The organism is Lentibacillus sp., assembly GCF_035301925.1.
Taxonomy (GTDB): Bacteria; Bacillota; Bacilli; order Bacillales; family Amphibacillaceae; genus Lentibacillus.
The window spans coordinates 1-6,290 of sequence record NZ_DATGTI010000146.1 but is presented as its reverse complement, the minus strand read 5'-3'; the positions used below and the strand labels follow the sequence as shown (position 1 = coordinate 6,290).

Annotated in this window: 4 protein-coding genes; 1 reads left to right on the top strand and 3 read right to left on the bottom strand. The window is 39.3% G+C overall.

The annotated features are described in order from the left end of the window. From VK080_RS11960 to VK080_RS11950, 3 genes are all read right to left on the bottom strand, one after another. Positions 1-921 (bottom strand): efflux RND transporter periplasmic adaptor subunit (locus VK080_RS11960; RefSeq protein ID WP_324224993.1); only part of this gene is annotated, 921 nt, incomplete at its 3' end. Beyond that, positions 918-1,592 carry a hypothetical protein gene (locus VK080_RS11955; protein WP_324224992.1) on the bottom strand — a complete coding sequence of 225 codons (675 nt, stop codon included), beginning with the start codon at positions 1,590-1,592 and terminating at the stop codon, positions 918-920. The genes VK080_RS11960 and VK080_RS11955, both read right to left, overlap by 4 nt. A 122-nt stretch (positions 1,593-1,714) precedes the next feature. Then, the gene (locus VK080_RS11950) at positions 1,715-2,887 is read right to left on the bottom strand and encodes a GNAT family N-acetyltransferase (protein ID WP_324224991.1); all 1,173 of its coding nucleotides are present in this window, start codon (positions 2,885-2,887) and stop codon (positions 1,715-1,717) included. A 710-nt stretch (positions 2,888-3,597) separates the two neighbouring features. Here VK080_RS11950 and VK080_RS11945 point away from each other — a divergent pair. Next, entirely contained in the window at positions 3,598-4,491 is an 894-nt protein-coding gene (locus VK080_RS11945) for a cupredoxin domain-containing protein (RefSeq protein WP_324224990.1), read from the top strand. The last annotated feature ends 1,799 nt before the right edge of the window (positions 4,492-6,290 follow it).

Genomic DNA, 6,290 nt, shown 5'->3' with positions numbered 1-6,290 from the left:
AGGTGCCTCTGATACATCATTTTCAACAATTGCTTCCGCCGGCCTGTCAGCCCCTCCTCTTTCATCTTCCAAACTGACCGCAAATGAATAAACGCTCGATCTATGAATACTGGTATTTTTGGGCGTGTCATTAATATGGCTCAAGTTACCCTGCAAAACGGCGTCATTTTCCCTGATAGCCACCTCAACAGGCATGTTCTGTTCAACTTCCATCCGTTCCGATTCCGTCAATTCACCTTCTGCTTGCAGTTCTGGATCACGAATTGTGATGACAGGGTTGGTTAATGTCTCAGATACTGCGGTGACTTGCCCTTGATACGGACTTTCCACGGTAATCGTTTCACCGGTCGTTTCCAATTCTGATATCTGTGCCTGAACACTTTGCAGTTCGGCCTCTTTCTGCATGAGCTCCGTCTCTTTTTCAGTGATATATTGTTCTTTCATATAATGAGCATCAACTGATCTGCTTGTCATGTCAAGGCTGCTGTTCTCATCTTCAAATTCCGTATTCATATCCGTTTCCGGAATGGTGTATGCGGCGATTGAATCAAGTGCCGCTTCAATCGCCTGAATTTCTCCGGTCAGCTTTTCTTGTTCACGTTCAAGATCAGCCATTGTTTCAGCATAATGATTAACCTGATAGGTGAACAGGTCATCACCAATATTCACAGCAGTGTCTTCTTCAACGAGAAATTCCGCAAATGTCCCTTTGTCCTGATCAAAGTAGACATTTTTTTCTTCAACAGTAGATAAAACACCTGCTGTTTCGATTGTTTCATACATATCTTTTTGAAATGTTTCCGTCCAATCTTTAATATAGGATAACCGTGGAACCCTGTCTTTATTGTCAACATAAACAAGAAAACTATTAATCCCAATAAACAAAAGCACAACTGTCAGAATAAGCTTTTTCCGCCTCATCCAAACCACCCGCTTATCAAATGACTATCAAGAAAGGCCAATGCAGCCGTACAAGCCCAATAAAAAATATGTATCGCAATTACACTCATCCAAATCCAGCGTTTCCTGATCGGTGACAAATAGCTGAGAAATTTCACTTGAAACCAGATAATCCATAGCTGAAAGAGTGATATCGCTCCGAAAAAGAATATCACCCACGATGCATCCGTCAAATATGAGGCGATAATTCCGAACGACCAGGGTGCAGCAAACCAATCAAGCCCGGCATAAACAGCAAACGGTATCCATAAAACCCGCTCGACCAGCATGATGAGAAGAACAATTTCCTGCAAGACGACCAGTTTCTTATAGGGAATATCCGTGAAGGCATAAAAGATCAGCGATGGGATAAATAAAACCAATAAAGCAAATACAACAGCGAACGCCATCCGCCCCAGTACAAACCAGACCTTAGCCGCCTCATATTGAAACAGTGTCAAACCAGTCGCCTCAGCTGAAATAATGTCGGTTCCGAGACCCAGAAGTGCCATCCAGGTATACACACCTGCACTGCACAAAATAAGCAGTATGCAGATTTTCCACAAATTTTTCAGGGCTTCTGCTTTTTGAAGCCGGAATAAGTGGTCATCGATCGGAAAGAAGAATTTTACAATATTAACGTGAAAAAGCATGGACGACATTCCTTTAGCAAATAATGGTTGTTGCTGTATATTATCTATATTTTAACGTAATATATGAAAATATCACACTCATTTTAATATTTTTCATCATAATGGGCCATTTTTCCCATAATTCAATAAAAATCCGGGAAAAATGTTTGTCGTCTCGGAATCACTTTTTCCAGCCGTTCGATCGTTTCCGAGTTTCCATTGATGAGTCCTGCATCATACAATGCAAATGGCCGTTTATACCCCATCAGCATTGATGTGAGCTGCTGTACACTGCAATAAATACCACTTTCTTGCCGGAAAGTCGGCTGAAGGTATGTTATATTCGTGTTGGGTCCAAATTGTGACAGCTGATAAACGCCATTGTTCTCCGGCAAAAATGCATCATCAACGTGCAATGTCACCGATTCAGCGCTTCCGTCGATAAACGGGTACGCCTTTAAAAAGCCAAACACATCAACAATCCGCGCCATAAAATGTGGGTTGATTTTCTGCTCGAACCTTGGGTCATCGACAATGAGCGGCAGATTGTCATTTTCCGGCACAGCCATTTCGACTGTTTTTGCCATTGAATCATGATTCGCGATGAATTGGAGCAGCAGCTTTTGGGCATTAAGAGACGTGTATGCCAGTTCATGGACGGTCAGCTTTCCTTCTTTCACCTTATAAAGGATATACCCTTCCGCTTGACCGTCATCACGATAAGCAACTGCCTGCTGCCAATCCTCTTTCAAAACACGCTGCTTCCACCACTTATCATCGCGAGTCAGGGTGCCGTTATAATTTTTCGCAAAGTTACTATAAACCTTATGTAAAGCAGCTATATCATTTTTAACGCGGCGAACATACCCACGCGTATCCCATTCCCGTTTTAATTGGTCGATTGAAATCTTGTATACTTTTTCCGAAAACGTATGCTCCCAGCCATACTTCCGGTAAAAGGCAAACGAAAATGGATGCAAAAAGGATAACATTTGGCCGTGCTGCCGCATGTATTGCAGTGCATGATGCAGCAAGTGTTTTGCCGCTCCCTGCCGGCGATATTCCGGCCAGGTCGCCACCGAACTGATCCCGCCCATCTTAAAGATTTTGCCGTTGATATAGCAACCTAATGAGATCAGGTGAAGTTTGGCTGCCAGCTGATTGTCTTCTATCCATCCCCAAATGATGTGCCGATGTGCTTCTTCCTGTTTTTTTCGCAGCGCATCCTCTGTCAGGTCATATTGGAAGGCAAACTGCGACAAAGCAAAAATGTCGTCACCATCTGTTTCGGCTGATAATCGTTTGATTTCGGCCAAAGTACATTCCTCCTGTCTATTTTTTAGATATTATTATAATACAGGTAATCGGGCTGAAACAAAACGATACCCCCAATTCTAGCATGGCTCACAATAAACCCAATAATTTATTTAAGAATAACCTCCAATTTTGTATGTAGCAATATTAGAAGATATTCGTAACATGCTTATAGAGAAATTAATCGTGTTTTTTACAAGCTTAAAATCCACAGTTTTCTTATAAGGGCATCCTTAATATATAAAAAAAGACTCTTTCCACATAAGTGAAAAGAGCCCTGAATCGTATATATATTAACGTTTTGAGAACTGTTAGTCATTGTAAAATAAGGGGTTGAAGCCATTTTTGTATATTACCTGTATATTACATATACTTATCCACAGGTTTTTGTAGATAGTTAATGATAAAAAGAGAAGTTCGCTTGGTTCGGATTCATACCACAAAAAGATGAGCAACTAGAAGAAATGGGTTCAGAGTTGGAATATTTATATCACACCATGACGAAAAAGGATTTTAAGTATATACACGCAGGCTCCATCTACCATAGGTTTAAGCAGTTCTTTTAGTACCTGTGTAGGAAACGTTTATAAACAAATATATTGATTACTGTGCAGAAAATATCTCGAATTAATTCGCCAATTATTAGAATACTTTAAGTCTGAACATACATATAGTTAACTAATTGGACAAGACAGAAAGGGGCTTAAAGATAATGGGGACAACGCTGTATTTGATATTTCTGACAGTCATCCTCCTCTCTTTTATTATTATTGGGAAAACAATCTACAACAGAAAGAAAATACCCAGTATGACTGGGATGATGATTGCAATGACATTGGGAATGAGTACCGGTTTAATTATAGGAGTTATCTTTGGAATTTTATTTTCAGGTGATTTATTTATAGCCACTATATTAGGAATGGTTACTGGTATGGCTGCAGGTTTTTTAGCAGGTGTACCTGTGAGTGTTATTGCAGTGTTGGATGGACTCTTGTCTGGTCTTATGGGCGGCATGATGGGGGCCATGCTTGGAGTAATGATTGCAACGGAGCACCGGGAAGCAATTATTAAAATAATGTTCTTTATATTCGTTGCTATTGTGCTGATTCTGGTTTATATGATTCAAAAAGAGATAAACGGAAATGAAACAGCTTTTTACCGTAATCCGCTGGTTCCTGTTGCCCTTATTGGTCTGCTATTTTTTGTATGTAATCAAACCGGGCCTGTCTTTACCGGAAATGATTCCGCTGAGCAAAATCATTCCGGGCATAATGAGAGTGACAACCGTTTGATGATTAAAGCCGAAGAATACGATTTCCTGCCAAATAACATTAACATCAAAGTTGGAGAAACAGTTACATTATCAATAAAGAATACTGGTACAATAGAGCATGACTTGGAAATAGTTAATTTTAATCCGGAGAATGTAGAGAAAAATACCTCCCATAATCATGGTGAAGCCGCAAATACCATTCATCTACATGCTGCACCCGGTGAAAAACAGACTGTTTCCTTTACCCCTGCTGAGCAAGGTGTATATCGTTTTGTTTGTACAATACCAGGGCATAAAGAATCGGGGATGTTTGGTACGATGGAGGTTTCATGATAATACTATATATAAGAAAGAGCGCTAATTTATTTATCTTATACAACCTTTACCTTATGTTACAGGAGTTGAATTTTTTACCACAATCTTTGTTGATTGAATATTGCCATCCAATTGAGCCATCGTTGCCATTTTTCTGAGCCATCAATGACAAGAAATTGAGCCAGTTATGACAAAGGTGAGCCACTCACTAGAAAACATCACCGTTATAACCACAGCGTTAGCTGCTTGCCCTTGACCGCCGTGCCAATTCTTAGTGATCGCTGGAAGGGGTCGGGGCCCCGCCAGCGGAACTTAGAAGTGATTGTCCGTGGTACGCTGCTGATGCGGATGGAGCCCTAAAGGCTGCTTTTTTCTCCATCCGCCATAGCAAGCACTACCACGGACACAAACAAGGTCAAGGGTGGTGGAAGTGTTGCTATATCAGTAATCAAACATACTGGCTCTCTTAATGACAATGGTGGCTCAAAATTATGTCATAGCTGGCTCTAAAATATGGCAAGGGTGGTATTATCTGATGTCTTTATTCAGTTGATCCATTTAACAATTGGTAATGTATATAATCATAATGATCGTTGTATGGGATTTCATGTTTAAATTGTTTTAAAGGTTAAAAGTAGTACAGATCTTTTAGAAAAGTTTGTGAATAAAATTTAAAGAATAAAAGTAATGAAAAGTGGAACATGAACATTGCCATGGGAGAATATTATCATAATGAACACTAAAGACGGGCAAGTCTCAAACCCATTAATTTTACTGGTTTTTATTGAGTCCTCATTATGAGTCGGTGGGAATCCAGTACACAACCATTCAAAACTACTATAAAACCAAAAATATGCCATCTAAAGCTATATGATGGAGGGAAAAGAGCATTCTTGGATTATTTTTAATTGAAACAGAAAGCAAGCATAGATGGATGCGAACTTTAGATGAAGTTAAGGCAAAATGTTCCTTCAGACTCTACCTCAATGTAGATACCTTGTCTTTAGCTAATTGTTCCTACTATCAAGCCCGTATAAGATTTTCACTAACTACACGTCCGCCGTAGTAAAAAATCCCGTGCCTGGAATACGGGATTTTGTTATGATTAATGACTCGAGATTTATCCTTTAGAATGGGCCTTACTTTAATATCCAGCAAACTCTTTGCATTCTTTTGCGCAATCTAAGCATATATGTCCACATCTTTGTGATTCCTGGTCAGGGAATTGAAGACAAGTATTCCCGCATACCTCACAAACATAAGCGCAGAAGCTTGCCAATGATTTAGAAAAATTACTTGAGCGTGCTAAATAATCACCCATTAATGCACAAATATCAGCACAGTCTCTTAACTGACTCAACTGATTACCTCTACAATGGAGATCGTGTGAACGATGCAACATGCTAGTCATATGTTCGCATGTATTTGCGCAATCCTGTACTGTATTTAATAACCCTAAGTGATGGTGACGAGGTTTAGATTCGTGCTCATATTGATTAACATAATTTACATTTTGCAAAATTAATTCCTCCCAAAAGTGTTATTGTACAATGACATGATATGTATACGCTCATGTCCTAGTGTATGGGCGTTTGGCTAATTTTAATGTACCTGTATATTTAGATTTAAAAATACTTTTACACCTTAAAAAGTTTATATGAATTATTGAAGCACTCGAGTCAATTTCATAATTGCTCTTTTTAAAAACACAAAGACCTGCAGAATTTTTAAAATGGATTTTTTAAAAATTCCTTTAAACAGCTTGTTAGGCAGCCTGTTGTTGGTTTAGCTCTGCATTAATACGGTCTGCAGCTAAT